At 41.8% G+C, this 26,938-nt stretch carries 29 protein-coding genes; 26 read left to right on the forward strand and 3 right to left on the reverse strand.

What is annotated here, in order from left to right; all coding sequences use genetic code 11:
• The 14 genes from DWW91_RS07800 (at position 1) to DWW91_RS07860 (ending at position 12,426) form a co-directional block, all read left to right on the forward strand.
• Complete coding sequence (locus tag DWW91_RS07800) at positions 1-1,113, forward strand: glycosyltransferase (protein WP_010802970.1); 1,113 nt, start codon at positions 1-3, stop codon at positions 1,111-1,113.
• A gap of 14 nt (positions 1,114-1,127) precedes the next feature.
• Positions 1,128-2,156 (forward strand): glycosyltransferase family 2 protein, encoded by a 1,029-nt coding sequence (locus DWW91_RS07805; RefSeq protein ID WP_010802971.1) that lies wholly within the window; start codon positions 1,128-1,130, stop codon positions 2,154-2,156.
• Positions 2,146-3,663: a lipopolysaccharide biosynthesis protein gene (locus DWW91_RS07810; protein WP_122327390.1), complete on the forward strand. Its 1,518-nt coding sequence runs from the start codon at positions 2,146-2,148 to the stop codon at positions 3,661-3,663. Before DWW91_RS07805 ends, DWW91_RS07810 begins: the two co-directional genes overlap by 11 nt.
• A 68-nt stretch (positions 3,664-3,731) precedes the next feature.
• Positions 3,732-4,466, forward strand: coding sequence for a 6-hydroxymethylpterin diphosphokinase MptE-like protein (locus tag DWW91_RS07815; protein ID WP_157310093.1), 735 nt, complete (start codon positions 3,732-3,734; stop codon positions 4,464-4,466).
• Position 4,467: 1 nt separating this feature from the next.
• The gene (locus tag DWW91_RS07820; protein WP_122327391.1) at positions 4,468-5,454 is read left to right on the forward strand and encodes an acyltransferase family protein; all 987 of its coding nucleotides are present in this window, start codon (positions 4,468-4,470) and stop codon (positions 5,452-5,454) included.
• 12 nt (positions 5,455-5,466) lie between these two features.
• Positions 5,467-6,540 carry an EpsG family protein gene (locus DWW91_RS07825; RefSeq protein ID WP_122327392.1) on the forward strand — a complete coding sequence of 358 codons (1,074 nt, stop codon included), beginning with the start codon at positions 5,467-5,469 and terminating at the stop codon, positions 6,538-6,540.
• Positions 6,541-6,544: 4 nt separating this feature from the next.
• Positions 6,545-7,342, forward strand: a complete 798-nt coding sequence (locus DWW91_RS07830; RefSeq protein WP_010802976.1) for a glycosyltransferase — start codon at positions 6,545-6,547, stop codon at positions 7,340-7,342.
• A 17-nt stretch (positions 7,343-7,359) separates the two neighbouring features.
• On the forward strand, positions 7,360-8,343 hold the full coding sequence (locus DWW91_RS07835) for a glycosyltransferase family 2 protein (RefSeq protein ID WP_010802977.1): 984 nt from the start codon (positions 7,360-7,362) through the stop codon (positions 8,341-8,343).
• 59 nt (positions 8,344-8,402) lie between these two features.
• Positions 8,403-9,530, forward strand: a complete 1,128-nt coding sequence (locus DWW91_RS07840) for a glycosyltransferase family 4 protein (RefSeq protein WP_122327519.1) — start codon at positions 8,403-8,405, stop codon at positions 9,528-9,530.
• Between the two features lie 10 nt (positions 9,531-9,540).
• Positions 9,541-10,149 (forward strand): sugar transferase, encoded by a 609-nt coding sequence (locus tag DWW91_RS07845; protein ID WP_122327393.1) that lies wholly within the window; start codon positions 9,541-9,543, stop codon positions 10,147-10,149.
• 6 nt (positions 10,150-10,155) lie between these two features.
• Entirely contained in the window at positions 10,156-10,740 is a 585-nt protein-coding gene (locus DWW91_RS07850; protein WP_122327394.1) for an acetyltransferase, read from the forward strand.
• Between the two features lie 6 nt (positions 10,741-10,746).
• A complete protein-coding gene (locus DWW91_RS07855; protein ID WP_122327395.1) occupies positions 10,747-11,991 on the forward strand; it encodes a DegT/DnrJ/EryC1/StrS aminotransferase family protein in 1,245 nt (414 codons plus the stop codon).
• On the forward strand, positions 11,992-12,147 hold the full coding sequence (locus DWW91_RS27615; protein ID WP_158599435.1) for a hypothetical protein: 156 nt from the start codon (positions 11,992-11,994) through the stop codon (positions 12,145-12,147). It abuts the gene before it with no gap.
• A gap of 81 nt (positions 12,148-12,228) precedes the next feature.
• Complete coding sequence (locus DWW91_RS07860; RefSeq protein ID WP_044234851.1) at positions 12,229-12,426, forward strand: hypothetical protein; 198 nt, start codon at positions 12,229-12,231, stop codon at positions 12,424-12,426.
• Between the two features lie 79 nt (positions 12,427-12,505).
• On the opposite strand, the gene DWW91_RS07865 is transcribed toward DWW91_RS07860, so the two are convergent.
• The 3 genes from DWW91_RS07865 to DWW91_RS07875 are packed head-to-tail and all read right to left on the reverse strand — an operon-like array spanning position 12,506 to position 13,771.
• Positions 12,506-12,823 (reverse strand): hypothetical protein, encoded by a 318-nt coding sequence (locus tag DWW91_RS07865; protein ID WP_122327396.1) that lies wholly within the window; start codon positions 12,821-12,823, stop codon positions 12,506-12,508.
• A gap of 33 nt (positions 12,824-12,856) precedes the next feature.
• On the reverse strand, positions 12,857-13,318 hold the full coding sequence (locus tag DWW91_RS07870) for a glucosaminidase domain-containing protein (RefSeq protein WP_122327397.1): 462 nt from the start codon (positions 13,316-13,318) through the stop codon (positions 12,857-12,859).
• A gap of 9 nt (positions 13,319-13,327) precedes the next feature.
• Complete coding sequence (locus tag DWW91_RS07875) at positions 13,328-13,771, reverse strand: HU family DNA-binding protein (RefSeq protein ID WP_007657045.1); 444 nt, start codon at positions 13,769-13,771, stop codon at positions 13,328-13,330.
• A gap of 277 nt (positions 13,772-14,048) precedes the next feature.
• Here DWW91_RS07875 and DWW91_RS07880 point away from each other — a divergent pair, with 277 nt between their 5' ends.
• The 12 genes from DWW91_RS07880 (at position 14,049) to DWW91_RS07935 (ending at position 26,516) form a co-directional block, all read left to right on the forward strand.
• Positions 14,049-14,273 (forward strand): DUF4248 domain-containing protein, encoded by a 225-nt coding sequence (locus DWW91_RS07880; protein WP_007657044.1) that lies wholly within the window; start codon positions 14,049-14,051, stop codon positions 14,271-14,273.
• A 175-nt stretch (positions 14,274-14,448) separates the two neighbouring features.
• A complete protein-coding gene (locus DWW91_RS07885) occupies positions 14,449-14,838 on the forward strand; it encodes a hypothetical protein (RefSeq protein ID WP_122327398.1) in 390 nt (129 codons plus the stop codon).
• A gap of 332 nt (positions 14,839-15,170) precedes the next feature.
• Positions 15,171-15,698, forward strand: a complete 528-nt coding sequence (locus tag DWW91_RS07890; RefSeq protein ID WP_122327399.1) for a MarR family transcriptional regulator — start codon at positions 15,171-15,173, stop codon at positions 15,696-15,698.
• Positions 15,699-15,705: 7 nt separating this feature from the next.
• Positions 15,706-17,106: a DnaB-like helicase C-terminal domain-containing protein gene (locus DWW91_RS07895; protein WP_122327400.1), complete on the forward strand. Its 1,401-nt coding sequence runs from the start codon at positions 15,706-15,708 to the stop codon at positions 17,104-17,106.
• A complete protein-coding gene (locus tag DWW91_RS07900; protein WP_122327401.1) occupies positions 17,093-18,541 on the forward strand; it encodes a DNA primase in 1,449 nt (482 codons plus the stop codon). Before DWW91_RS07895 ends, DWW91_RS07900 begins: the two co-directional genes overlap by 14 nt.
• A 99-nt stretch (positions 18,542-18,640) precedes the next feature.
• A complete protein-coding gene (locus DWW91_RS07905; protein ID WP_233584446.1) occupies positions 18,641-19,303 on the forward strand; it encodes a YjbH domain-containing protein in 663 nt (220 codons plus the stop codon).
• Positions 19,300-20,511, forward strand: coding sequence for a YjbH domain-containing protein (locus DWW91_RS07910; RefSeq protein WP_122327402.1), 1,212 nt, complete (start codon positions 19,300-19,302; stop codon positions 20,509-20,511). Before DWW91_RS07905 ends, DWW91_RS07910 begins: the two co-directional genes overlap by 4 nt.
• A 562-nt stretch (positions 20,512-21,073) precedes the next feature.
• A complete protein-coding gene (locus DWW91_RS07915; protein ID WP_122327403.1) occupies positions 21,074-22,276 on the forward strand; it encodes a carboxypeptidase-like regulatory domain-containing protein in 1,203 nt (400 codons plus the stop codon).
• Positions 22,277-22,290: 14 nt separating this feature from the next.
• Positions 22,291-23,073, forward strand: a complete 783-nt coding sequence (locus tag DWW91_RS07920) for a polysaccharide biosynthesis/export family protein (protein WP_007657036.1) — start codon at positions 22,291-22,293, stop codon at positions 23,071-23,073.
• 11 nt (positions 23,074-23,084) lie between these two features.
• On the forward strand, positions 23,085-25,445 hold the full coding sequence (locus tag DWW91_RS07925) for a polysaccharide biosynthesis tyrosine autokinase (protein ID WP_122327404.1): 2,361 nt from the start codon (positions 23,085-23,087) through the stop codon (positions 25,443-25,445).
• Positions 25,446-25,460: 15 nt separating this feature from the next.
• Positions 25,461-26,189, forward strand: a complete 729-nt coding sequence (locus DWW91_RS07930; protein ID WP_007657032.1) for a tyrosine-protein phosphatase — start codon at positions 25,461-25,463, stop codon at positions 26,187-26,189.
• Positions 26,190-26,228: 39 nt separating this feature from the next.
• Positions 26,229-26,516, forward strand: a complete 288-nt coding sequence (locus DWW91_RS07935; protein WP_007657030.1) for an HU family DNA-binding protein — start codon at positions 26,229-26,231, stop codon at positions 26,514-26,516.
• Positions 26,517-26,938: the final 422 nt, after the last annotated feature.

Raw genomic sequence — 26,938 nt, forward strand, 5'->3', positions numbered from 1 at the left:
ATGAAATCTATACTCTTTTTTATACCAACATTAGGAGGTGGTGGAGCAGAACGTGTGCTTGTGAACCTTGTTAATAATTTAAATAGAACAAGATATAAGATTACTGTTCAAACGTTATTTGATTCAGGTGTAAACAAAGAGATGCTTGCTGAGCATGTTGAATATCGTTCAAATTTTAAATATATTATTCCTGCAAATACGAAATTTTTTAAATTGTTTTCTCCTAAGTTTCTTTATAACCGTTTGATTGGTAAAAAATATGATATAGCAGTTTCCTTTCTTGAAGGTCCTACGGAACGTATCATTGCCGGTTGCCCATACAAAGAAACAAAATTGGTAAATTGGGTACATGTAGAGCAGCATACGGTAAAATGTGCCTCGTACAGTTATAAAAGTTTTAAAGAAGCACAAAATTGTATTGATAAATTCGAACGTACAGTCTGTGTAGCTGAAACTGTCAAAAATGATATAACTAAAATTTTTCATTTTTCACACCCTTGTGAAGTGTTGTATAATACTAATGAGAATGATAAAATTGTAGATATGGCGAAAGAACCTATTGTTGAAGGTCTATATTTAAAGGATAGTGCTAGTGTTATATCTATTGGTCGTCTCATTGAGCTGAAGGGTTATGATAGATTGATAAATGTGCATAAGCGATTATTGGAGGAAGGCATAAAACATAATGTCTATGTAGTGGGCGCTGGAGGATTGGAAAAGAAATTGAAAAAACAAGTCGAATTATTGGATGTGGCGGACACCTTTCATTTCTTAGGTTTTCATAAGAATCCTTACAAGTATATAGCTAAAGCTGATATGTTTGTTTGTTCATCTCGACGAGAGGGTTTTAGTACTGCAGTAACAGAAGCTTTACTTTTGGGTATTCCTGTTGTTAGTACAAATTGTAGTGGTGCTTATGAATTGCTTGGTAGAAATAATGAGTATGGTATTGTAACAGAAAATAGTGAAGAGGGAATTTATGAAGGTATGAAGCGGTTACTTTCTGATAAACTTTTGCTTGCTTATTACTATGAGCAAGCGAAAATTCGTGCTTTAAAATTTTCCAAAACTGAAACAATTAAGGCTGTTGAAAATATGTTCAACTCTTTGTAAGATATTCAGAATTAATGAAACTAAGTATAATAACAACTATATATAATGCGGCGGCTGATTTACCACGCCTACTCGACTCAATGATGGCGCAAAAAAGTCCTGATTTGGAGTTCTTTTTAATAGATAATGGATGTGTTGATAATAGTAGATCTATTTGCGAGGAATATGCAAAACGTGATAGTCGTTTTACAATATTTGTAATAAAAGATAATGTAGGTTATATACGTGCGCGCAATATAGGTATTAAAGAAGTAAATGCTGATTATATTGGTTTTTGTGACTCTGATGATTATCTTGAAATTGGTGCCTATGATCGTGCAATAACGAAAATCAAAGAAACTGGTTGTGATTTGTATATCACATCGTATAGAACAATAAACGGAGATCGTGCAATAGATAATAAACTTCCTTATGATTGTGGGTTTTATAACGGTGAAGATGTAAAGAATAATATACTACCACTTGCGTTTGGTCCTTGTAAAGGAAGAGGAATGCTTCATGGTTTTATGTGGAAAGAGATTTTTTGTCATGATTTGTTGTTTGTCAATAATCTGTCGTTTGAAGTAGAGCTAAAGCCTTACGAAGATCAACTGTTGAATGTACAGGTAATTAGTTTGTGCAAAACTGTTTATGTTGATGATAATCCCATATACAATTATGTAATGAATCCTCTATCTATAACTGCCCAACTTGTAGAGCATCCGGATTATAGGAAAGAATGGAACCGTATAGTGTCATTATATGAAAGTAAGGCGAAGTATACTATTAATTCTGTAACATGTTGCGCTAATGCCAATGCTACATTGAACTTTGTGTATGGTCTGATTCTATCAATTGTCAAAAGTGAACAAAATCCAAGAAAATCACTTCTTGCTCTTATAGAAGATGATTTTATTCAAGAGATTTTGTCGCATACAGAAGTTCGAGGATTTTTTTATTATGTTCGTTTTTGTATGAAACATCAATTATATCGTATTTTATTTTTCACAATGAGTTTAGCTCTCAAAGTGCGTTGGTTGTTAAATAATTTCTATGATAAATAAACAATTTGCCCTTAATACAACAGCAATAGGGTTGAATTTACTTGTCCAATTTACGATAAATTTTTTTTTAACGTCGTATCTTGTTCGTACAGTTGGTTCAACTGCGTATGGGTTCTTTACACTGGCCAATACAATGGTAAATTATGCTTTAATTATTTCTACAGCATTAAATTCTATGTCTGCACGATTTGTAGGTATAGAGTACCATAAACAAAATTTTAAAGAAGCAACAGGATATTACTCGTCAGTTTTATATGGAGATTTAATCTTTGTACTATTACTAGTAATGCCTGCAAGCGTCCTTATTTGGAATATAGGGGATGTAATCAATGTGCCGGACAACTTGATAGAAGAAGTGAAAATCTTATTCTATTTAGTGTTCCTAAATATGTGTATCAATGTCCTTGGAGCAGTCTTTTCCGGTGTATTTGTAATAAAAAACCGGCTTGATATAGCATCTTATATATCAGTTGTCTCCAATTTATTTAAAGCAGGCCTTCTGATTATTCTTTATGTTTGTTTTCCTTCTTCTATAGTGTATTTGGGGATAGCCACTGTAATAACAACTTTGTTTCTTGTTTCATGCAATTATTATTACAATAAAAAGCTGTTGATAGAAATACATCTGTCTCGTAAATCTACAAAATGGAGTTTGATGAGAATCATTATTATTGCAGGGGTATGGAACTCATTTAGTCAATTAAGTATTTATCTACTTCATGGTTTGGATTTGCTATTTTGTAATATAATGGTAAATGCTGTTTCAATGGGGTATTTATCAATTGCAGGTACTATGCCTAATGCTGTATCTTCGTGTGTTAGTACATTGTCATCAGTCTTTATTCCCAAATTTCTTGAATATTTTTCAAAAAATCAGTTTGAAGAACTGGTTTTGGAAGTAAAAAATAGTATCAAGTTTATGACCATTATCTCATGTGTCCCTCTTTGTTTTTTGGTGGGATTTGGTCATACTTTTTATAAGCTGTGGGTACCAAGTACGGATGTTGATTTGGTTTATTTGTTAAGTATATGTGTCGTTTTTCCTAATTTTACAGGGGCTGTGATTAATAGTACTAATTACCTATACACAGTTACCAATAAAGTAAAATGGCCTTCTATCGTATTATTTATCAATGGATTGTTAAATGTTGCTACTGTATATTGTCTTTTGCGTTGGACGTGTCTTGGCGTATTGGCAATAGTGTTGGTAAGTGCGGTATTGGGGTTTGTTAGGAATATAATATTCAATGCTCCTTATGCTGCTCGTTGTATTGGTCAACCTTATTATGTGTTTTTGCCGGATTTGTTTAAATCTTTTGGCTTGATTTGTGTAGCTAGTGGCATTTGTTATTATGTGAATAATAGTGTGAATATATCAACTTGGCTGCAATTAATATTTATAGGAGGAGGTACAGTCTTTGGAATTGCGTTAATCGTTTCAAGTGTTGTATTGTCCAAAAATCAAATAAAATATATATATAATAGGTTTAACAATAAATTACGATGAGTCTGTTTAAATATATAAAATGGAGTCCAGGTCTAACTAGGTTTGTTTATAACATATTGTATAATCGAATGGCAGTAAAAGAGTGTCAGATTAATTTTGAGCAAACAAAACAATTGGAGGCACTTAAAAATATTCATAAAGGTGATCGCTGTTTTATTATAGGTACTGGGCCAAGCCTGAAAATAACTGATTTAGAAACTTTAAAGAGTGAATATACATTTGCTCCAAATCGTATATATGAGTTGTTCGATAAAACAGATTGGCGTCCTACATATTATATATGTCAGGATCATAAAATTATTCAAACGTTTGCAGATCAAATTAAAGCTATAAAATCAGAATTAAGTTTTCTACCTGTTAATTATAAGAACGAATTTACTGATAGAAAATATCGTTTTTTTGTATTGAAAGAGCAATTGTATTATCCATATAATGCTCCATTTAGTAAGGATGTGTCTAAGTTTTTAGGTCAAGGATATACCGTTACTTATGGTGCAATTCAGATGGCAATATATATGGGATTTTCAGAAATTTTTCTTTTGGGAATAGATCATAATTATAATATTATACGCGATGCAAAAGGACGTCCGCTTAAGAAAGATGATAGTTGTAGCAATTATCCGCAAGGTATGTCGAATTATGTGGATATGAAAAATTTGCCTCGTATAGAGGAGTCTACAATCGCTTATGAAACAGCAGAAAAAATATCTCGTAAGATGGGTGTACGTATTTATAATGCCACTCGAGGAGGTAAATTGGATTCTTTTGAACGTGTAGATTTTGATTTGATAAAAAAGAAATAGTATGGTAGAAAAAAGGGTTGAATGGATTGACATGGCAAAAGGTGGTCTGTTGTTTGTTTTTTTAGGACATTTAAAAACTCCTTTTTTGGCGACATGGATATATACATTTCATATGCCATTGTTCTTTTTTCTAAGCGGGCTTGTGTATAACCATTCCCGTAATTACGGGAATGGTATTACCAAGCGTGTAAAACGCTTGGTAATACCTTATTTTACTCTTGGTTCGGGAATATTTATTGTATGGTGTATAATCTATGCTTTTCAAGAGAGAAGTAATGCTGAATATTGGTATATGTTACGTGATTTCCTTGTACAAAGAGGATATTGGACGATTTGGTTTCTTGCGGCACTGTTTTTAGCATCTATACTGCAATGGGGGATAGTTTGTATAGCAAAAGAAAAAAAAAATTTGATTCTTATTCTATCATTAACCTTATGTGTTTGGGCTTTTGTTTATTATAGATTGGGTGGTGTTGTTTTACCGTGGTGTTTTGATGTTGCATGTGTTGCTCAGTTCTTTATGAATATGGGGTATTTGGTTAAAAACACATTAATGTATGAATCTAAAGTGAAATTTACATGGAGGAGACTAATAGTTCTGTTTGCTATTAATGTGATAGCAGGCTTTGTGAATATTCGTTTTTCTGGGCATTCGCTTGATATGTCAATAGGAATGTATGGTAATGAGTTTTTATCCATGATTTCTGCTTTAGCTGGTATTGGTGTAACAATTCTTCTTTCACAATTATTTATTAACCGCTGGATTATATATTTGGGGAGGAATTCTATGATATTATTTGCATGGCATAGTCGGATAGTTATTGTTTTGTGTGATTTTTTATATGGAAGTTTTGGATTGTTTCAGCAACATACGATTTTTGAGCAAATCATTTATACAGTTGTAACATTGGTAATAATATTGTGTGTATTAATTCCAGTTACAGAGTTTGCTAAAGATTCGAAGTATAGGGCTTTATTTGGCGTTTAAACAAAAAAGTTTATGATAAGAGCGGAATATTATGTTTGTATTTATCTGGTTGTTGTGACTATTATGACACTTATTTATGCCAATAAATATAAATGTTATTCATTAGGTAAAAATGAGACAATGCTACTTGTGCTTTTGTCCCTGATGATGACTTTGTTTATTGGTTTTCGACCTATTTATAGAGAGTTTGTGGATATGATGAACTATACTCTTGTTTATGACTATAATTTAGGGATGCCTTTTGTGTTTGACTGGAAATCAGAGAACTTATTTTTTGATAATTGGTTTTCGTTTTGTAGTAGTTCTTTTTTTGATAAGTATATTTTCTTCTTCAGTATTGCTTTAATCTATTTTATAGGTGCTGCTGTTGCATGTAGAAAACTGTTTAAAACTCATTCGGTTATTGCTTATCTCTTTTTTTTGGGTGCTTTTTCTACCTTTTCTTATGGAACGAATGGTATTAAAGCAGGTGCAGCAATGTCTATTTTTTTTCTGGCAGTTGCTTGGTGGAATAATAAAGTAGTGGCAATTATTCTGTTGTGGGTTGCATTGGGCTTTCATCATTCCATGCTTTTGCCTATATCCGCTTTTGTTTTATGCTATTTTGTGCACAAGCCAAAGTGGTTCTTTTACGGATGGTTGATCTGTTTGTTTTTATCAGCTGTTCATGTCACATCATTTATGAATGTTATAGCCGATTTAGTATCAGGAGAGGACACACGTGCCGCAGACTATCTTGTTACAAATGTAGAATGGGGTGGAAAATCGGGGTTTCGTTATGACTTTGTTCTTTATTCTGCTATGCCGGTGTTAGTAGGTTATTATTTGATTTTAAAGTGTCATGTAGAGAGTCGGACATATCATTTTATGTGGAGTTTATATTGTGTAATTAATGCTTTTTGGTTGATTTGTATGTATGCGCAGTTTACAAATCGTATTGCTTATTTGTCATGGGGAATATATCCTTTTGTCCTATGTTATCCATTTTTAATGGTAAAATTTGACGATAGGCAATATAAATGGTTGGCGAATATTGCATTTCTGCATTTAGGATTTACTCTATTTATGAATATAATATATGATTAAGTCTATGGTAGAAACACCTCGGATTTCGGTAATAATGGGTATATACAATTGTGCCGATACTTTGCTTGAAGCATTGGAGTCTTTGGAAGCCCAAACCTATAAAAGATTTAAAGTTATTCTTTGTGATGATGGCTCAAAAGATAACACTTTGGAAATTGTAAAAAAGTGGGCAGAAACACATCTTAATTATGTTGTGATACAAAATGAGTACAATATGAAACTCGCTGCAACACTAAATCATTGCCTCGATTATGCTGATACAGAGTATGTAGCCCGTATGGATGGTGATGATTTGTCAATACCATTTCGTTTTGAGAAGGAAATTAATTTTCTTGATGAACATCCCGAGTTTGCTTTTGTAAGTTGTCCAATGATTTATTTTGACGAAAATGGAGATTATCGAACAGGGATAGCTAAGGCAGAACCGACAAAAATAGATTTTATTCGTAACACACCTTTCTGCCATGCTCCAGTATTAATGCGTCGTGATGCATTGGAAGCAATAGGTCGATATACGGCAGAAACTAAAACAGAGCGTATAGAAGATTATTACCTATGGCATAAATTTTATAGTAAAGGCTATAAAGGGTATAATCTGCAAGAACCTTTGTATAAAATGAGAAATGGGCGCGAGGCTTTTGCCCGTCGTAAATTTTCTGACCGTTGGCGTGGATATAAAATTACTACTGAAGTTTGTCAAAATTTGGGATTTTCTTATCCTTGGATTTATGGTATACCTGCCTTAATGAAGGTTATTGTTCCTAATTTTCTAGTTAGGATGATAAAGACAAAGTTACGTTAAATGTTATTATTATAAATATGAAATCACCTAAAGTTACGGTAATAGTACCGGTGTATAATGTTGCTACATACATAGAGAAATGTGCAGTTTCATTATTTGCTCAGACTTTGGATAGTTTAGAGATTTTGTTTGTAGACGATTGTAGTCCAGATAATTCAATAGATATTATTAAGGAAACTCTCAAAAAATATCCGGTGCGAAATTCGCTAACGCGAATTATTAGGATGCCGTCTAACAGCGGCCTGGCCGCTGTTAGACGGCAGGGGATAATTGAGGCAACGGGAAAATATGTTATTCATTGTGACGGTGATGATTGGGTGGATCTTGACCTGTATGAACGATTATATCGTACTGCAATTGAACGAAATGCCGATATTGTGGTATGTGATGAGATACATGAATATAATGATGGGGCTCATTTGTGTGAAATTACTTCGTTACCAGAGCATTGTAAAGATGTTGTAAAAAATTGGTATCAATTTACTCTCAGTATGTTTTGTCACAATAAGTTAGTAAATCGTTCACTTTATACTAAATATGATATCTTGCCATGGATAGGACTAAATATGTGGGAAGACAATGGTTTGATAACTCGTTTATTTTACTATGGTGACAAATTAGCACAGATTCATGGTTCATGTTATCATTATAACCGAACTAATATAAATGCGATGACTTCGGGTTATGGTATTAAGCAGGTTGAGCAAATGATAGGTATCGCAGAGCATCTTACAGAGTTTTTTAGTACAAAACTTGATGCTAAAGATTTTGAAAAAACGGTAATGGCTTTCCAGTTCCTAGCCCGAATAAATTTAGTTACTGATAGTTTTACAAATTTACATCGGTACAACGATACTTTTAAAGGTTCCGAAGCCATTATTCCTTATTTGGATTCTAATGCATTTTCAATCAAAGGCCGTTTTCGCTTTCGTATGGTGAAATACCATTTAAGTTGGTTGTTTGTGTTAATGTTTAAGATAAAGAATCTTTTTAACAAATGAAGTGATCAAAGGGCTGCGGCTACACATTAATTATTATAAATTTATAATAATAAATGGGCATGCAAAAATTAATTCGTATCTCAACTATCCCCGTTTCCCTCGAAACCCTTTTAAAAGGCCAGCTTAAAATGCTTTCCGAGCACTATGAAGTCGTGGTGGTATCTTCTCCGGGAGAGAGGATGAAAGTGTTGGAAGAGAGGGAAGGGGTACGTACTGTTTCCATTCCGATGGAACGACGGATTTCGTTAGTGAAGGATTTTATGTCTCTTTTGCGTCTGATTATTCTCTTTGCCAAGGAACGTCCGGATATGGTGCATTCCATTACGCCTAAAGCTGGGTTGTTGTCTATGTTGGCTGCTTGGATTACACGGGTTCCTGTCCGTATGCATACGTTTACGGGATTGGTGTTTCCTACGGCTACCGGAAAGATGCAGAAGTTGCTGATTGCGATGGATCGCTTGACCTGTTTCTGTGCAACGCATATCAATCCGGAAGGAGAAGGGGTGAAGCGGGATCTTATTAACTACAATATTACTTCTAAGCCGCTTCATGTTATTGCTAATGGTAATGTAAACGGAATCGATCTCGAATATTTCGATAGGACTCCGGAAGTAATGGAAAAGGCTTACTCTTATAAAAAGGAAGGAACTTTCACCTTCTGTTTTGTCGGGCGTATGGTGAAAGATAAGGGTATAAACGAATTGGTTCATTCTTTTTTGCGGTTGTATCAGGATGATGCCCGGGTGCGTTTGTTATTGGTCGGGCCTTTTGAAAAAGAATTGGATCCGGTTCTACCGGAGGTGGAAGAACAAATATTGCATCATCCGGGAATTTGTTTTATGGGGTTTCAAAGTGATGTCCGCCCCTTCTTAGCAGCTTCGGATGCATTGGTATTTCCCAGTTATCGGGAGGGATTCCCTAATGTGGTCATACAGGCAGGAGCTATGGGGATTCCGGCTATCGTAACGGATATAAACGGATGTAATGAGATTGTCTTGCCGGATCGGAATGGGATGATCATCCCTACTAAAAATGAACAAGCGTTGTATGAAGCGATGAAATATTTTGCTTTCCATTCGGTGGAAGTAGAAAAGATGGCTACCAATGCCCGTCCGTTGATCGTTTCCCGTTATGAACAGCGGATGGTATGGAATGCATTGTTGGCTGAATACAAGTCTATAATTTAAGGAGTAATCCATGTATAAACATTTTTTTAAACGATTGATCGATTTTATCATAGTTTTTTGTGTATTGGTCGTGATCTGGCCGATATTGTTGGTTGTCACCTTGTGGTTGCATTTTGCCAACAAAGGAACTGGCGCTTTTTTCATGCAAGAGCGCCCTGGGAAAGGGGGAAAAGTATTTAAGGTAATCAAGTTCAAGACCATGACGGATGAACGGGATGCTGACGGTAATTTACTGCCTGATGCGGATCGGTTGACGAACGTAGGGCGTTTTGTTCGTTCTACTTCAATCGATGAGTTGCCCCAGCTGATAAATGTCCTGAAAGGGGATATGGCGTTGATCGGACCTCGTCCCTTATTGGTTCAATATCTACCATTGTATAGTAAAGAGCAAGCTCGTCGTCATGATGTGCGACCGGGTATCACCGGATGGGCACAAGTGAACGGACGTAATGCGATCAGTTGGATGAAGAAGTTCGAACTGGATGTCTGGTATGTGGACCATTGTTCGTTCTTGTTGGATGTAAAGATCTTCTTTTTAACGATAAAAAAAGTGTTTGTCCGGGAAGGTATTTCACAAGAGGGACAGGCAACGATGGAGTTTTTTACGGGTAATAATTAAACGGATATGTATTTATACGGTGCGAGTGGTCATGCTAAAGTGATCATAGATATATTAAAAGCGAATCATATAGAGATAGAAGGTCTTGTCGATGATAATCCGAATATAAATGAACTTTTAGGTTATCCGGTTTTTCATGGAAAAGAAGATATTTCACCTCTGATAATAAGTATAGGAGATAATAAAATACGCCAGGTTATCGCTCATAAATTGAATGTTGAGTTTGGAACGGCGATACACCCGTCTGCGATGATCTCTCCTTATGCTATTGTACGGGAAGGATCGGTTATAATGCAGGGAGCGGTTGTCCAGTCTTGTGCCTGTATAGGGAAACATTGCATTGTTAATACCGGAGTGTCAGTTGATCATGAATGTGTGATAGGAGATTATGTGCATATCTCTCCACATAGTACGCTTTGTGGAAACGTTCATGTTGGTGAAGGTTGTTGGATCGGTGCAGGTACGACGGTACTACCGGGTGTCAAGATCGGAAAATGGTCTGTTATAGGTGCAGGCTCAGTAGTTGCCAAAGACATTCCGGATGGGGTTTTGGCTGTAGGAAATAGATGTAAGATATTAAAACATTTGTAATAGATAATGAACAAACGAATTTACCTTTGCCTTGCCCATATGAGCGGCAAAGAACAGACTTTTATCCAAGAAGCCTTTGATACCAATTGGGTTGTACCCTTGGGACCGAATGTGAATGGGTTTGAAGAAGATCTGAAACATTTTGTAGGTAATAAGAAGGAAGTTGTAGTCCTTTCTGCCGGTACGGCAGCCGTCCATCTTGCATTGTTGGCCTGTGGTGTGGGACCGGGGGACGAAGTGATTGTACAGAGCTTTACTTTCTGTGCTTCTTCGCATCCGGTGACTTATCTGGGGGCTACTCCGGTATTTGTGGATTCGGAGGCGGATACTTGGAATATGGACCCGGAGTTGTTGGAAGAGGCTATTAAAGATCGGATCGCCAAGACAGGTAAGAAGCCGAAGGCGATTGTTCCCGTTTATCTGTATGGTATGCCTGCTAAGATTGAGGAGATTATGGCGGTTGCCAATAAGTATGATATTCCGGTTATCGAGGATGCTGCCGAAGGATTAGGCAGCCGGTATGACGGACAGGTTTGCGGTACGTTCGGACGGTATGGGGTACTTTCTTTCAATGGGAATAAGATGATTACGACTTCCGGAGGCGGTGCATTAATTTGTCCGGATGAAGAGGCAAAAAGGAAAATCATGTTCTATGCTACCCAGGCTCGCGAGTCATATCCTTATTATCAGCATGAAGAGATCGGTTATAATTACCGTATGTCGAATATCTGTGCCGGTATCGGACGCGGGCAGATGACAGTACTGGAAGAACATATCGCCCACCATCAGTACACTTGCCGTCTTTACAAGGAGTTACTTGCTGGAGTAGAGGGAATCGTACTGCATGAAAATCCATCTTCCCGGTTCGATAGCAACTATTGGCTGAATACAATCCTGCTTGATACAGACTTACATGTGAAAGGTGAAGAACATGCTTATGAAGTGGTTGTTCAGGGAGCTGTAGGTGGTGCTGCCGGAGTGACCCACGAAGCTTCTTCTTTGCATACGGATTGTGAGCCAAACAAGAATGTAGAGGCGATGCGTATGGCTTTGGATGCTGCCAGTATCGAATCTCGTCCGCTATGGAAACCAATGCATTTGCAACCCGTTTATAAAAATAATCCTTGTTATGTGAACGGTGTAAGTGAATCTTTGTTCAAACAAGGACTTTGTCTGCCAAGTGGCCCATGTGTGACGGATGAGGATGTGGTTTATATTGTGCAAGAGATCAAGAAGGCGATTCAGAAGTAAATGATTCTCGGTTATACGCATAACATCATTAATCTTTCCGATACGGAAGAACTGATAACTTTTCTTTATTCCTACCATCCCCGTTTCAGGAAGTATATAGAACAACGTGGCTTCAAATTCGATCAGCGTGTGATCCGGTATGAACAGCTGGGATGAATAAAGACGAGTGAGGAAGTTGAGAGTTTTTTTACAATCTATCTAAAATTCCTCAAGGATTTTTGGGGACAATATGATAGAGTGGACAATTCGGGGCATAAAATAGCTGTAGAATGTAAGTTTAAGAGATTAGTTAATCCAGTCTCTATTCCGGCTTTAAGTAATCTGGCCGACGAAGAAAATATGTCCGGTCGCTACATTGCCAATATCAATATGGACGAAACCTATAAAGAAACCCGTCTGATGCCGGGAATACTGGCTGACAGGATAAAAGTATAGATAAAACAAAGTCCCCCTCGAAATGAAGGGAACCTTGAGTTAACGAATTTCATTTTTAAACAAACCTCTGTCATCCCGCCTATGAGAGGAATAATTTGTACAAACACCCAACCCCGCCCATCAGCATCAGGCTGTATCCGGACATTCCGAGCCAGTCGGCTCCGGGAGGGAGGTTTTCTTGCCGGGTTCCCCAGTCCCCCTGTCCGAGAGCGAGAGTATCGCTCCGATACAGGTCAGGGTTACTTCCGTCTCCCGCATCAGGAGGGAGAGGAGGCTCAGTAGGAGCAGGCAGAGGATGAGGACAGGGGCAGTCACCGGCTGCCGGTTTTCGCTTGCGGGGAAAGATGATCCGGGCAAGGCTGGTGAGGAAGTTGAGAATTGTTTCAAGGACATTCATGGGAATTGAAAATTATAAATTGAAAATTGAAAATTAATTGACCGATAACTGCTCTATCGACCGGCAGATCGACACTAGCATACGCTGGTAAGCGGCACGGTTGTCACCGTTCACTTCGCTGATGTATTTGCTGTAGGCAATCTCTTTGGCGTAAGCCGTAGGGTGGAAGGTGAGAGTCGCTGCCACAGGATAGGCAGAGTGGATCAGACGGGCGAAGTCGAGGAAACTGTCTTCCGGTGAAGCGTACCGGCGGAACCATAAGGTCGGACGGCCGGTGACGGCAGATAAATCGCTCCGGTCGCCTTTCCAGAAAGGGTTGGGATGACCGTAAGCCGTGATGCCGAAAAAGTTGTTATGCTCCTTGCAAAGTGTACTTTCGCCCCAGCCGGTTTCGATGGCGGACTGGGCCAGGATGATGACCGGGTTCATTCCGAATTGCACTCCCGCCTTTTGGGCGAGAGGCAAATATTGTTTGATGAAATCTAGCTTTTTCATGGTGCGTCATTACTCGATTTCAGGACGGTCACTCCCCGAGCCACTGTTGCCGGATGAGGTGATCGGTACAATTTTCTCAAACTTCGGTTTCGCTGTGACTTCTTTCAGCATGGGACCCGGTGTGAAAACGATACGACCCTTTTTGAACAGACTCGTGGTGAAATCATCGGCAACCGCTGTCCCCTTGCTGCCAGCCAGCATACGGAAGTTACCGAAATCGCCCACCTGGACCACTTCGCCGTTTTCCAGATGTTGGCGCATAACGTATAACAAACCGTCGATCACTAACATGACATCACCGCGTGAAGCCGTAGAATAAGAAGCAATGATTTCGCAGAGTTTGTTAAACTCCAGTTTCTGTTGGGCACGGATCTGGCCGTAATACAGCTTTGAACCGGCAGCAGCATCTTTACTCTTGTCAAGACGCTGTACTAAATGATACTTTAAAGCCATGGGAAATAATTTTTTAATTTGACAATGTGCCAATATGCCAATGGAAATACTCCGAAAGCTATTGACGATTAACAGGTTGGTTATCGATAACAATACAAAGGTACATCAGCCGAAAAACGCAAATTCCTATCTATCCTTCAACGGGAAGATCGATGAATATTTGTTCTTATTTTGATTACCAATTAACTCTTTTCCTCTTGAAATAATTGAGAATCATGCCGGTTATATCGTTTTAATTTTGTAACTTCAAGGCATGTAAAACAACGGAGGAGGAAATATGGAAGAAGGAAAATTCAAGATCAGATCGTATGGTTGGCAGGAGTTGGCATTGCTGTATGGAGAGGGACTGACACCTGAATCGTCTACCAAAAGATTAAGCAAATGGGTACAGGTCAATCCTTCGTTGACAGACGAACTGGAACGGTGCGGATGGAAGAAAGGGAAAAAGATTCTGACACCCATACAGGTGCAGGTTATCGTCCGTTTTCTGGGCGAACCGTAAATGAGAAAACAGATAGTTATGCGTGACGGATTACATAGTTATCCGTATGCGATTATATAGTTAGGGAATTGACAATTAAAAGAGGCTTTCTGACAGCATAATACAATTGCCATATGGATTTATTACATAAAAAACATATCGATCTGATCAAGATCGTAAAAAAAGAATCGGCGCTTTGACCGGTAGAAACCTTGCGTATACGTACCTGGAGGAAGTAATCGAAAAGAACGATGATAAAATCGGTCTGGTATTAATGCTCATCCCTGTCCTGGCATGCAATGACACGAAAAGCACGAGTCGTTGGGATAGTCTGCGAATGCAGTTTTTCGAAAACAATAAAGAATTGATCCTGCTTCAACTTGGATACACGAATCTGGTCGAGGCTTTTGAAAAAATTCCATTGGATGAAAAGGGAAAGACGAAAGTAATAGAACTGTTTCTCGAAATGAGAGAAGCCGGTTTGCTGGGAGATATCTCTTACGGAAGATTGGCCGCCGCCCTGCTCACCATTTTTGAAATGAATTGTACGAAAGAATATCTCACTTCACATTTGAGTCATTCGTAGTTTATACTAGTTTAACAAACTGTATTTACACAAAAATACGTATTTTAATTTTATAACCTGTTGTCAGAAAGCCTTCTAAAGAAATAAAATGCGGAAAAAAGCGGGTTGCCATCCGTTTCCGAACCGTCTACTTTTGTCTTCGTAATGCAAGTTGAAAATCAATGTTTATTTTTTATATGTTCTTTTAAGAAGTTCTTTAATATATATAGAAAATAGGGTAATGCGTCTCAAAAGCGTTTCGAAAAAGCTCAAATCCATTTGTTAACCGGATGAGTTGCGTTTTAAAAGTGTTTCAAATTGCGTTTCAGATGTTACACGTTAAAGTAATACACATGAGACAAGAAAACAAAGAACATGAACGGGTGGCGCTCGAATATATGGGGCATTCATTCGTAAAAGTACCCAGAGTCTTATATGCTAGGGTATTGAGTTTGGAGAAAGAAGAAAAAATGTTAGCCGGGTTGCATTTGGTTTTGTTTATTTCATGCAACTTCGATGACAGGGTGGTGAAATTGGGAAATAACCAGGTAATGAGTTACAGAGGGGAGTATGTAGGCACGTATCGTGAGCTGTCGCGATTGTCGGGAATACCTTTCGGCTCGATCAGCCGCTTGCTTGAAAAACTGGAGAAAAGAAAACTGGTAGAGATAGTCCGGGTACCGGGCGGCTCTGTCATCCGCGTAAACGGATACGATAAATTCTGTTTTGCTTCGGAGAAGGAATACAAGTTGCGTGACACTGCTAAAACCAGTCGGACGAACGAAGCGAAACAGGCGGAAGATGCCGCAGCACGCCTGTCGGAGGCTGAGGCCAAGATAGGGGGAAGAAGCAAGCAATATCCAAATAAAAACGTTAACTGAATCGACCATGGCAACAGAGAATATCGAAAATAAAATATTCGCAGGAGAAAACAACATCAGTGTGGAACAGGTGGAAGAAGCCGTTATCAGCGCCTTGCTGCTCGATGCCGGAGCGATAGTGGGCACCTTTCCCGTCTTGAAACCGGAGATGTTCAGCCGTCCGGACCTGGCATTTATCTATCAGGCAGTCAGCAATCTTTACGACAAGGGGGAAACGGTGGATATGATCACGGTCGATACCGAAATGCGTAAGACCGACGAGAAACGTTGGAAGGAATGGGGCGGTATTAAACGAATGGCTTCGTTGGTAGGACGCATACGCCATATTTCGGGTTTGCCTTATTATGTGGAAGAGGTGAAAAGACAGTATATGCTCCGCCTGTTGAACATCCTTTTTGTGACGCTGGGCGCAAAGGCGGCCGGGTTCGAGTCTTCTTACACACTGTTGATAGAAGAGGCGGAGCGGTCGTTGCTCGAACTGCGTGGGAGATGCACGGTGGGCAAACCGCTCGAACGTATCGGGTGTACGGCCAACGAGGTGCTTCAGATGCATCGTGAACGGTTGAACACGGGGAATGACAGAATGCGTATCCTGTCGGGAATCGAAGAGTTCGATTACGTGACGGGCGGACTTTACAACGGTGAACTGTTGGTGGAAGGCGGACGTCCGAGCGACGGAAAAACGGCTGTCGCCATGCATATTGCCATGAATGTAGCGCTTTCGGGAAAAGCGGTCTGTTTCTTCAGCCTGGAGATGACGGCTATGCAGACGATGAACCGTCTTTTTGCCGGTTATGCTAGTGTGGATGCTGATCATTTACGTATCGAGGGACTGACGACGGCTGAACTGGAACGTATGGAACGGCTGGCGGGAAAGTTTGAAGACCTGCCGCTCTTTTTCGACCATACGCCGGGCAATAGCATAGAGAATATCCGTGCCCAGGTGATGTTACAGAAGAAGAAGGGGCTGTGTGACCTGGTAGTGATCGATTATCTGCATCTGATGGAACGCAAAGGGCGTGCCGGGGAGACGATGGACCAGTTGGTGGGCCGTAATATAGAAGGAGCGAAACAGGTGGCGGTCGATGCCAATTGTCCGGTGCTGGTCTTGTCGCAGATGAACCGTAATAGTGTACAACGTGTCGAAAAGGCGTATGTCCCTGAATTGCATGATCTGCGTGATTCGGGTGTGATCGAGCAGGTGGCGGATTGTGTCTTTTTCGTTCACCGTCCCGAACGTTACGGTATTTTCAAGGACGAGACGACAGGGGAGAGCCTGCGGGGCGTAGGGAAATTATATATACTGAAAACACGAAACGGATCGACCGGGATTGCCCGTTTCCGTTACAATAAGTCATTTACCCGTATTACTAACTATGACAACCGGATGCGTTATGAAGAAGAATGATTTTCAACAAATAAAATCATCTGTTCGTATCGAGGAGGTGATCGGCGGTTATCAGCATTTGGAGCCTAAGGGGAAGAATTATGTCGGGCTGTGTCCGTTTCATCCGGACCACCATCCGTCGTTGATGGTGAATCCCGAAAAACAGACTTATTCCTGTTTTGCCTGCGGGGAACATGGGGATGTATTCGAGTTTGTCAGGAAGATGGAACATTGTACGTTGAGTGACGCGGTCAGGAAACTGGCGGCAGGCAGATTTGCTGAGGGTAAGCCGGATTTCGTGATGCCCGGTACAGGGCGGATGGCTATCAAACGACAGGCGAAACAGCCTGCAAAGGATTTTGCGGCTTTTATGAAACTGTTGTTGCCTTATGCCTGCGGGTGTTCGGAGCTTTCGGCGGCTTATCTGGATTTTGAAGTGGGCATGTCGCCTGCGCAGGTGCCTGCCGAATGGAAGGTGATGCGCAACCGGATTATTTTTCCGGTGCGCGACGAGTATGGAAAACTGGTCGGGATGGGAGCACGTAGGTTGTGTGACGAAGATACTTCGGTTCCGAAATATATCAACTCGTCGGCAGCCGACGGGTATGACAAAGGGGCTACCTTGTACGGACTCAACCGTGCGGTGGCGGTGATACGGAAAGAAGATTATGTGTTTATTACCGAAGGATATAAAGATGCGATTGCGATGCATGCTGCCGGGTTTGTCAATACGGTGGCTTTGTGCGGGACGGCTTTGACCGACAGCCATATTGTTTTGCTGAAGAAATATACCAACCGTGCCTGTCTGTTGCTCGACGGTGACGAGGCGGGGCAGGCGGCTTCGAAAAAAGCGGTGTTGCGCTTGCGGGAAGCGGGGATGGATGCCGATTCGGCGTTGATTCCTGGCGAGGGAGATCCGGATTCTTTATTCCGTCGGTTAGGCAGGGAAGAGTTTGCGCGGATGATCGGGCGGTTGCAGAACAGGCCGCATTCGTCGGAGTGTGCCTTGCTGACGGTTTGCCTGTTGTGTCCGGAGGCTACTTTTCGTTTGAGAGGGGAGGAGTACCTGTTTATCGACCTGGTGGCTTCGGCCCTGGAGACGGATGATCTCTGGTTTGAGGATGCGGATCATCAGCGTATTTTCGAACATTTGCAGGAGGCAGGGACGGAGGATGGGTTGTCGGCCCCGCTTCAATGTGTTGTTGCTGAACTGCATCGGGAATATGATACGCAATTACAGACTGATCTGGAACTGTTATCATCCGATGTATATCTGCCTTATCTGCTATTCTTGTACAGCGAAGCTCGTTTGCTCCGGCTGATCTCCCGGCTGGTCCGTCAGGTAGTACAGGAAGACCATGAAGAGTTGCAGTACGAACTGGTTATAAAGCTGGCGGAACGCCGGGAGCAACTGCGCCACGTTTCGGTGTGGCTGGATAGACCGGGGGCGGTTTGATAATTGAAAATTAAAAATTAAAAATTGAAAATTAGGGTTTTATTTGTTTTGGCTGCGGGCTTTTTGCTGGGCGGCTCATCCTTATACGCTCAACATTCGATGGGGGTGACGGGATTATTGAATATTCCGACGGCAGATATGCAGGCGGACGGGACGTTTATGGTGGGGGCGAACTATTTGCCGGAACAGATGCTTCCTGATTACTGGGATTATAATTCCGGGAATTATTTCCTGAATGTGACATTTCTGCCTTGCCTGGAGGTCGGTTATCGCTGTACGTTGATGAAACTTAAAACGGGTAAATGGAATCAGGACCGTTCGGTGTCGTTGCGGATACGTCCGTTGAAAGAGGGAAAGTATTGGCCGTCGGTGGTCGTGGGGAGCAATGACGCTTTGACGACCGGGCAACTGAATACGTTCAGTGAAGTTACTGGTAACCGTTATTTTTCGTCGGTGTATGGGGTAGCGACGAAGCACTTCCTACCCGGCGGCCATGACCTGGCGTTTACATTCGGATGGAATATCCCGTTCCGTAAGCATGCTGTTCGTGACGGAGTCTTTGGAGGAATGAGTTATTCGCCGGCCTTCTTCCGTCCGCTTTCCTTGATGGCGGAGTACGACGGTAGTGCGGTGAATATGGGCGGTAGCGTGCGTCTTTTCAATCATTTTACGGTACATCTGTTTTGTTACGACCTGAAAGCGGTATCGGGCGGGATACGGTATGAACTGGTATTGCTCAAAAAGAAGGGAGGCCGGCAATGAGAAGGAATCGTTTGGGAATGGTTTGCCTGATGGCCTGGGGAATGGTTGCCGTACTGATGGGGCAACAACCGGCGGGAAGATCGGTGGCTGAAGCGGCTGAACAAACTTTGCTTTCGCTCGGCATGGAGGAGATACAGGTGGCACAGACCGATTCGGTTTGTACGATAGCCTATGAAGATAATATATACCGGGGTACGTATCGCGGACTGGCGGCTGTGATTGAAGCCTTGCGTAGCCTGTCGGAGACAGAACAGGCGGCAGCGTATGAGCTGGTGGTGTTGGACGACCGTATACCGCGTTTGTTATTGACACTGCCCCGGCAGACGGTGGCACTGGAGGTGAGTTACGATACGGATGAGGCGATGCGGCGCCTGAAGGGGAAAGAACGCAGAAATAAGATGGCGGGACGGATAGATGTTGTGTTGTATCCGGAGCTGTTCTTACAGAATTCTTGGCTCGATAAATTATATGGGGTAGCGGTCAATATCTCTCCGGCTATCCAGATGGACCTTTGGAAAGGGGCGGTGCTGACGGGACAGGTCGTGTTGCCGGTTTATACGAATATGACTGATTTCCGCAAATATATACGTCCGGGAGTGATTACGCTGCGGCAGGAATTTCGTCTGCCGGGTGGTGTGTCGGGACGGCTTACGGCCGGAAACTTTACAGGCAACCGGATGGGAGTGGATGCCGCCCTCCGTTATCAACCGGCCCGGGGACGATGGTTGGTGGGTGCGAATGTCGGACTGACCGGGTCGAGTACCTGCTATGGCGGGGAATGGGTGGTGTCAACCTGGAGAAGGGTGTCGGGTTCCGTCTGGGGACGGTATAACGAGCCGAATTATGGTTTGCAGATAGACCTGGCGGCCGTGCGGTTGGTGTATGGCGATATGGGAGCCCGGTTAGATTGCCGCCGTCATTTTGGCGAGGTGACGGTCGGGGTATATGGCCTGTTTACCGATGGTGAGATGAATGGTGGTTTCCATTTTGCTCTCCCGATTCCGGGAACGAAGCGGGGGAAACGCAGAGCCGTCCGTTTCCGGTTACCTGAATATTTTGCCCATGAATACAGGGCACGTCATGGCGGCTCGTATGGCGATGAATTATTAGGTTACAGCTACGAAGTCCGCCCCGACGAAAACGGCAGCCGGGGATATGATGCCCCGGATTTTGTGAAGAAGGAGATTCTGAGAATTGTTACAAAATAATTTCCTGTATAGAAATATTTGAGCCTACTTTTCCCTTGATGGAAAAGTAGCCAAAAGATCAAGGCTACACCTGCTTCGCTACTTCGCATCCTCCGTTCGCTGTCGTCTGTGAACTCGCTTCGCTCAAACAGCACAGCCTCCGGACGCTCTCTGCGGCTGCTTCGTTTAACGCTCATCAGCTGATGCCTTTCATAGAACGCTTTGCGTTCTTCTGGGATTGCCGATACCGGCTGTTGAAAAAGAGAGGATCTGTTATATTATATAGGTGTCTGTCTCGGCCATCCTAGGAGGAAGCACAGCTTTCTTGGAAAGGCCTAAGCGGGTGAACGTCCGCGTAGGTGAAAGACGGAACGGTAAAGAAAATCCGTTGTTTGAGCGTAGCGAGTTTCGGATTTTCGAGTGGAGTCTTTTACCGAAGCAGTGAAGCCGGTTGAGCCTTGATCTTTTGGTTACTTTTCTATCAAGAGAAAAGTAACATTCAAACCTGATAAGAATTGAAATAACAGCTTTCCCATAAACATATTATCAACAAATAATAAATATTAATTAATTCATTTTTAGTATGAAAACAACTAATTTCTGGTCGTTGAGCCTGTTGGCTGCAACGTTGATGGTGGGGGGATTGTCCTTCAACTCATGTAAAAAAGATGAAGTGGAACCGGTTCCCGAAGTAGTAGAAAACCCATTGGAAAAAGAAGCCTATTTTATAACCGGTAAGGTAACGGACGGAACAAATGCGTTGGCGGATGTTTCCGTATCTGCCGGAAAGGTGTCGGCAAAAACGGATGCTTCAGGTGCTTACCAAATCGAGGTGGATAAGAAAGGTTCTTTTGAACTGAGCTTTGCCAAAGACGGATACATCACGATTAAAAATGAAGTGACAGTGGATAGCAAAGCAGAAAAAGGTGCCACCGTATTTTACTCGCAGATACTGACTAAGCAGGCTGAAGCTGTTAAAGTGACTCCGGAGAAAGACGCTTTGCTGGTTATTACGCAAAATACCGAAGCGTTTGTTCCTGCCGGCGCAGTGGAAAAAGAAACGGATATAGCAATCACGTCATTTGTTCCGGCTGCTGATAAAAAGCTGAAAGAGGTGGCCGAAAAGGCGGTGTCGACTTCTACTCCGCAAACAACATCTTCTGCATTGGCGTTATCTAGCTTTGATTGCCAACCAGACGGTGTCAAGTTTGAAAAGCCATTGGAAATAAGGGTAAAGGCGCTGGAAGCCGATAATGATGTTTATTTCACGGAAGTGAAACATTATGTGAACGGAACGGATAATGCAGAAGTTATTTATGATGATTCGGATAAATCTTATGTCCTGCAGTTGGATGGCTTTTCTGTACACGAGTTGAGAGTGGTTACAGATTTGTCGGCCGAACCGAATAGTGAAACCCTCTTGTCTGAAGAAGTGGATAACCTTGGAAAAACAACGGCTGTGTCGAAAGACTTTTCCGTTAAGGCGAAAGAAGGTTGGAAAGTCGTATCTAAAAGTAAAGGAGTGACGGGTGATGTTGAAGCAATGCTGATGGCTGCTTTAAGGAATGTTTTGGCTAGTGAAGGTGTTTCCGAAATCGCAATGTCAAAGAGTATGGCGGTAAGTGGCGACATGAAGATGACTGTCACTTATAAGCAGGCGGTAATAAGATATACGATTCGTGTTAAGACTAACCGTGGCGTGGAAAGCATTGTTGTCGAACAGTATGGAGCGGTATCGCAGAACATCGAGAAAGAGCAGGGAAACATGAAGCCTGAGCATAATTAATACTGTAAGTGACTATGTTTAAGAAGTATGTGGCCTATCTGGTCGTGTGTATGGCGGTATTTTTTACCGCCTGCACATCGACTAAAAAAATTATCTATTTGCAGGATGTCGTTCCGTTGAAACAACAGGAGATCGAACAAAAGTATGAGGTGATTATCCATGGTGACGACTTGCTGGCTATTATGGTGAACAGTCGCGACCCGGAGCTGGCATTGCCTTTCAATATGCCGATGGTAAGTTATCAGTTGGGTTCTAACACTGGCGGACAGCAACGTGTTTTAGGGTATCTGGTGGATACGAACGGAAACATCGACTTTCCCATCTTGGGAGAAATCCATGTGGAAGGCCTGACTCGTATGCAGTTGACCGAACTGATCAAAAACAAACTGATCGAAGGCGATTTGATTAAAGACCCGATTGTGACGGTACAGTTCCTGAACTTCAAGATTTCCGTGATGGGCGAAGTCGGACGTCCGGGTAGCTTTACTATCTCCGGTGACCGTATCACATTGTTGGAGGCTTTGAGTATGGCGGGCGACCTGACAATCTACGGACGTCGTGACCGGGTAGGGGTGATTCGCGAAAATAACGGAAAACGTACAATCCTGTTCCATGACTTGCGTTCGGCGGATATTTTTAATTCTCCTTGTTACTACCTGCAACAGAACGATATTGTCTATGTGGAACCGAATAAAGCGAAATCGGGTCAGAGCAGCATCAACCAGAATAATTCGATCGGAGTCTGGGTTTCTGTTATCTCCTTGCTGACTACGATTGCGGTATTAATCTTTAAATAATCGGATTACAAATGAATTCTGAACAAGAAACAATCAACTTGCGAAGAGAAGAAAACGAACTGAACCTGAGTGACCTTTTCCATATTGTGTTGGCCAACTGGTATTGGTTCGTTTTGTCTGTCCTGGTTTGTGCCGGAGTCGCTGTTCTGTATCTGAAATGGGCTCCTAAAGTCTATACACGTACGGCATCGGTACTGATAAAAGACAATAGCAAGGGAGGAGGGCTCAGCGAGTCGGCAGCTTTCGAAGAGCTGAATATGTTCAATGTAAAAAGTAATGTGGACAACGAAGTGTTGGTCTTCAAGTCGAAGCGTCTGATGTCGGTAGTGGCTGAACGGTTGAATCTGGATATCAGCTATACGATAAAGGACGGGTTGCGGACGGAAGAGTTGTATACGCAATCGCCGATAGCCGTACGGTTCCCGGAAGCGGAGGCTTCGCAGTCTTTTTCCTTGGTAGCGACACCTTTGTCGGCCGAAGAGATTTTGTTGTCCGGTTTCTCGACGAATGAGGCTAAGAGCTTGAAAGTGGCATTGAACGATACGGTCTCTACTCCGGTGGGTAAACTGGTGGTGACCCCTACGTTGTATTATGCGGATAAATATTTCGGGAAGGCGGTAACTATAAGTAAGCGGAACAGGGAGGAGATCGCTTTGACTTATAGCAATTCCCTTCAGGTGGCGTTGGCCAGTAAGACGGCGACGATCATCAACCTGACGTTGCAGGACGTATCCATACCGCGTGCCGAAGATGTTCTGAATATGTTGATTGCCGTGTATAACGAAGACGCGATAAACGATAAGAACCAGGTAACGGTGAACACCTCCAACTTTATTAATGACCGTTTGATCATTATTGAAGAGGAGTTGGGTAGTGTGGATGCCGATATCGAAACGTATAAACGGGAAAACCAGCTGACGGACATCAGTTCGGAAACGGGAATGTACCTTCAGGAGAGTAGCCAGTATAGCAAAGAAGGACTTGGACTGGAGAATCAGGTGACTTTGGCGAAATATATACGTGATTACCTGACAGACCCTCATAAGAGTTCAGACCTGATACCGGCCAACACCGGGATTGCCGATGTGAATATAGAAGGGCAAATCAGCGAATACAACAACTTGTTGCTGAAACGTGATAAACTGATAGGTAATAGCAGTAACAAGAACCCGGTGGTGATGGACCTGAATAATTCGCTTAGTGCGATGAAGCAGACGATTATCCGGGCTATCGACAACCTGATTGTCGGTCTGAATATCAAGATAAAGAATATCAGAGAACGGGAAGCCCAGACCAGCCGCCGTATTTCGGCTGTGCCGACACAACAGAAATATGTGTTGTCTGTCGAACGTCAGCAGAAGATCAAGGAAGAGTTGTATCTCTACTTGTTGAATAAGCGGGAAGAGAATGCTTTGTCGCAGGCGATTACCGAAAGTAATGCCCGTGTGATCGATGCGGCGCAGGGAAGCCGGAGTCCGGTGGCACCGAAATCGATGATGATCTTATTGGCAGCAGTAGTGTTGGGATTGGCTATTCCGGCAGGTATCATCTGGTTGCAGATGGTCATGAATACGACTGTGCGTACACGTAAGGATGTGGAAGATGCCGTATCGATCCCGTTCCTGGGAGAGATTCCTTTGCGTGACAAGAAGAATAAAGATGAAATAGTCGTGCGTGAAAATGGGCGCGACAGTATTTCGGAGGCGTTCCGTATTGTCCGTACGAATATGGATTTCATGCGTGTGAAAGCGAAGGATATGAAAGTGGTGATGTTTACTTCTTTCAATCCGAATGCAGGAAAGACATTTGTATCGATGAATCTGGCCATGAGTTTTGCCCTGACCCGAAAAAAAGTGATACTGGTCGATCTCGATATTCGTAAGGGTACCCTTAGCGGCCATGTTAGTGGTTCCACTAACATGGGAATAACAAACTATTTATCCGGAAAAGTGGATGACATCAACTCTATCATAAAAAAAGAGGAACTTGCCACAAACCTGGATATTATCCATACCGGCCCTGTGCCTCCCAATCCTTCCGAGCTTTTATTGAGCGACCGTTTGGAAGCTTTGATCGAGGAGTTGAAGAAACGGTATGATTATATCATTCTGGATAATGTGCCTGCCGGTTTGGTGGCCGATGCAGCGATTGTAAACCGTGTAGCCGACCTGACCATTTATATCCTGCGTGCCGGATTGATGGACCGCCGACAGTTACCTGAACTGGAAAAGCTATACAGGCAGGGTAAATTCAGGAATATGAGTCTGGTGCTGAATGGTGTCCGCTATAATCGTTCGGGGTATGGTTACGGTTATGGCTATGGATACGGTTACGGCTATGGCTATGGCTACGGGAACGAAAAGAAAAAATAAAAACTATTTTCCAATATGCTGACCTGGTTTAGCTCAAAGAAAAACATAATCCGTACCACATTGCTTGAAGGAATGACAGATGTGCATGCGCATCTGCTTCCTAATGTGGACGGTGGATCGGAGTCGTTGATGGACTCGATCGCTGCATTAGAGAGAATGAAGGAAGTCGGTGTGAAACGGATATTTCTGACTCCCCATATTATGGCGGAGTTTCCTAATAATACACCGGAACTCCTGTGTGCAAAGTATGCTATTTTGAAGGAATGTTGTCCTCCGGAAATAGAGTTACACCTGGCTGCCGAGTATATGCTGGACGATGGTTTTGAGGCATATATGAAGGGAATGTTATTTACACTTCCCGGCAGGCAGGTCTTGGTTGAGACTTCCTGTTTGTCGGCTCACGACAAATTTCTGACAATCCTGTTCGACCTGGCATTGGATGGTTATACGCCTGTTATCGCTCATCCGGAGCGATATGGGTATATGAAACAGGAGGACTATTCTTATTTGAAAAGTAAAGGGTATAGATTTCAACTGAACCTGTTTTCTTTAGCCGGTTTACAGGGTAAACAGGTCCGGCAGGTAGCGGAGCATTTGCTCCGTGAAGGGTATTATGATTATGTCGGTACCGATTTTCATAAACTAAGTGAGTATGAGAAAGGGTTGAGGACTTTACGCTTGTCTGGGGAACAGGTCCGGTTGGTACGCAAATTATTAGATAACAATGAAATGCTTTTGAAATAACAGATTAAACATAACAAACAATTAAAAATCGTAAAAGATATGATGAACAAAAGAGAGTTGATATACTCCATTGCAGAACAGACAGGGTACACGCAAAGTGCTGTACGAAAGGTATTGAATACATTTATCGATACTGTATTTAATGAAGTAAAATCAGAGAACAAGGTGAGGATAGGAGGGCTTGGAGTTTTTTCTCCCGTGCTCCAGAAGTCCCGCCCTGTTCGTAATCCGCAAACAATGGAACCAATTATGCTTGCTCCGAGAACAACCATAAAATTCCGGACAGCAGACGATTTGGTCCGTAAACTGAATAATCAGGAAAAATAGCGGTATAGGTTTTATTCGTGTTCAATATTTAACTCTGTATTTCCCGGTTTCAACTAAAAATAATACCGGGAAATACGGAGTTTTTTATGAAATATTCATAAGGTTATAAAGCAATGACTAAAAAAAACGATCGTTTTTTTTAGTCATTTATTTTGTGCAAATATATTTTATATTAAATGAAAAACAAAGCATTTTTAATCTTTTTATTTCGCTGTATTACAGACAGATAAATGTAGTTTTTCAAGAAGTTGCAATAATCATCATATATTGAATTTTACTCTCGAAATAGTGACTAGAAAAAACGATCCTTTATTCTAGTCATTATTTTTTTGTGAAAATGTAAAAAGTGAAGAATATATGGTGTTAATTATTTACGATGATATTTGTTATGCAAGAAAAAAGAAATTATAAAGTTGCTTTTT

It is taken from the genome of Parabacteroides sp. AF17-3 (assembly GCF_003635445.1).
Classification (GTDB): Bacteria; Bacteroidota; Bacteroidia; order Bacteroidales; family Tannerellaceae; genus Parabacteroides; species Parabacteroides goldsteinii.

Bases quoted from the DNA above. Each gene is read 5' to 3' on its own strand.
- DWW91_RS07855 (WP_122327395.1), top strand. From the start codon at position 10,747: ATGAACAAACGAATTTACCTTTGCCTTGCCCATATGAGCGGCAAAGAA.
- DWW91_RS07865 (WP_122327396.1), bottom strand. From the start codon at position 12,823: ATGAATGTCCTTGAAACAATTCTCAACTTCCTCACCAGCCTTGCCCGG.
- DWW91_RS07840 (WP_122327519.1), top strand. From the start codon at position 8,403: ATGCAAAAATTAATTCGTATCTCAACTATCCCCGTTTCCCTCGAAACC.
- DWW91_RS07895 (WP_122327400.1), top strand. From the start codon at position 15,706: ATGGCAACAGAGAATATCGAAAATAAAATATTCGCAGGAGAAAACAAC.
- DWW91_RS07915 (WP_122327403.1), top strand. From the start codon at position 21,074: ATGAAAACAACTAATTTCTGGTCGTTGAGCCTGTTGGCTGCAACGTTG.
- DWW91_RS07830 (WP_010802976.1), top strand. From the start codon at position 6,545: ATGGTAGAAACACCTCGGATTTCGGTAATAATGGGTATATACAATTGT.
- DWW91_RS07845 (WP_122327393.1), top strand. From the start codon at position 9,541: ATGTATAAACATTTTTTTAAACGATTGATCGATTTTATCATAGTTTTT.
- DWW91_RS07935 (WP_007657030.1), top strand. From the start codon at position 26,229: ATGATGAACAAAAGAGAGTTGATATACTCCATTGCAGAACAGACAGGG.
- DWW91_RS07815 (WP_157310093.1), top strand. From the start codon at position 3,732: ATGGCAGTAAAAGAGTGTCAGATTAATTTTGAGCAAACAAAACAATTG.
- DWW91_RS07810 (WP_122327390.1), top strand. From the start codon at position 2,146: ATGATAAATAAACAATTTGCCCTTAATACAACAGCAATAGGGTTGAAT.
- DWW91_RS07920 (WP_007657036.1), top strand. From the start codon at position 22,291: ATGTTTAAGAAGTATGTGGCCTATCTGGTCGTGTGTATGGCGGTATTT.
- DWW91_RS07850 (WP_122327394.1), top strand. From the start codon at position 10,156: ATGTATTTATACGGTGCGAGTGGTCATGCTAAAGTGATCATAGATATA.
- DWW91_RS07910 (WP_122327402.1), top strand. From the start codon at position 19,300: ATGAGAAGGAATCGTTTGGGAATGGTTTGCCTGATGGCCTGGGGAATG.
- DWW91_RS07800 (WP_010802970.1), top strand. From the start codon at position 1: ATGAAATCTATACTCTTTTTTATACCAACATTAGGAGGTGGTGGAGCA.
- DWW91_RS07820 (WP_122327391.1), top strand. From the start codon at position 4,468: ATGGTAGAAAAAAGGGTTGAATGGATTGACATGGCAAAAGGTGGTCTG.
- DWW91_RS07870 (WP_122327397.1), bottom strand. From the start codon at position 13,318: ATGAAAAAGCTAGATTTCATCAAACAATATTTGCCTCTCGCCCAAAAG.
- DWW91_RS07805 (WP_010802971.1), top strand. From the start codon at position 1,128: ATGAAACTAAGTATAATAACAACTATATATAATGCGGCGGCTGATTTA.
- DWW91_RS07890 (WP_122327399.1), top strand. From the start codon at position 15,171: ATGAGACAAGAAAACAAAGAACATGAACGGGTGGCGCTCGAATATATG.
- DWW91_RS07835 (WP_010802977.1), top strand. From the start codon at position 7,360: ATGAAATCACCTAAAGTTACGGTAATAGTACCGGTGTATAATGTTGCT.
- DWW91_RS07880 (WP_007657044.1), top strand. From the start codon at position 14,049: ATGGAAGAAGGAAAATTCAAGATCAGATCGTATGGTTGGCAGGAGTTG.
- DWW91_RS07925 (WP_122327404.1), top strand. From the start codon at position 23,085: ATGAATTCTGAACAAGAAACAATCAACTTGCGAAGAGAAGAAAACGAA.
- DWW91_RS07905 (WP_233584446.1), top strand. From the start codon at position 18,641: ATGGGGGTGACGGGATTATTGAATATTCCGACGGCAGATATGCAGGCG.
- DWW91_RS27615 (WP_158599435.1), top strand. From the start codon at position 11,992: ATGATTCTCGGTTATACGCATAACATCATTAATCTTTCCGATACGGAA.
- DWW91_RS07875 (WP_007657045.1), bottom strand. From the start codon at position 13,771: ATGGCTTTAAAGTATCATTTAGTACAGCGTCTTGACAAGAGTAAAGAT.
- DWW91_RS07825 (WP_122327392.1), top strand. From the start codon at position 5,467: ATGATAAGAGCGGAATATTATGTTTGTATTTATCTGGTTGTTGTGACT.
- DWW91_RS07900 (WP_122327401.1), top strand. From the start codon at position 17,093: ATGAAGAAGAATGATTTTCAACAAATAAAATCATCTGTTCGTATCGAG.
- DWW91_RS07930 (WP_007657032.1), top strand. From the start codon at position 25,461: ATGCTGACCTGGTTTAGCTCAAAGAAAAACATAATCCGTACCACATTG.